The 505-nt window shown below is 67.7% G+C and carries 2 protein-coding genes; both read left to right on the top strand.

Annotated features, from left to right (window positions below):
- Positions 1-308: hypothetical protein (locus OO70_RS50630; protein ID WP_234337160.1), on the top strand; the 308-nt coding region annotated here is incomplete at its 5' end.
- On the top strand, positions 289-505 hold a 217-nt coding region (locus tag OO70_RS50625; RefSeq protein WP_043688378.1), incomplete at its 3' end, for a hypothetical protein. The genes OO70_RS50630 and OO70_RS50625, both read left to right, overlap by 20 nt.

Genomic DNA, 505 nt, shown 5'->3' with positions numbered 1-505 from the left:
GTACCAGGAGGAGGCGCGCGAGCATGTCGCAGTCTGACGAGATGCAGTACGCCACGGCGGAGGTGCCGGCCGCGGTCGCGTATCAGGCCGCGGTGGAGCGGGCCGGCCGCACGCAGCACGCCCTGATCCTGTCGGAGGCTCAGGTCTTGGTCTGGAAGCAGCGCTATGCCGAGGTGCTCCAGGCCGCGGAAGGGTGGGAGCGCGAAGCACTCCGGCTCCGGGGGGAGTTGGGGGGTGATCAGGATGCCACCGAGGACACGGACGCGCCCGGCTACGCCGCAGCAGTCGGTGAAGCTGATCGACCGTAAGACGTTCATCACCCGCGTGTGGAAGTACCACGGCGGGGAGCACGTGAGTTTCATCGGGCCGACCGGATCGGGCAAGACGAGGCTCGCGCTGGAGCTGCTCGCGGTGTCGGTGTCGGAGGAACTGACCGGCTACATCACGGTCATGAAGGCCCGTGACAAGACGGTGGGTGACTTCCTGCGGTCGCACGAGGGATGGA

Source organism: Streptomyces xylophagus (assembly GCF_000716435.1).
Taxonomy (GTDB): domain Bacteria; phylum Actinomycetota; class Actinomycetes; order Streptomycetales; family Streptomycetaceae; genus Streptomyces; species Streptomyces xylophagus.
The sequence above is the reverse complement of the archived record's forward strand: the minus strand, read 5'-3'. Positions and strand labels throughout refer to the sequence as shown.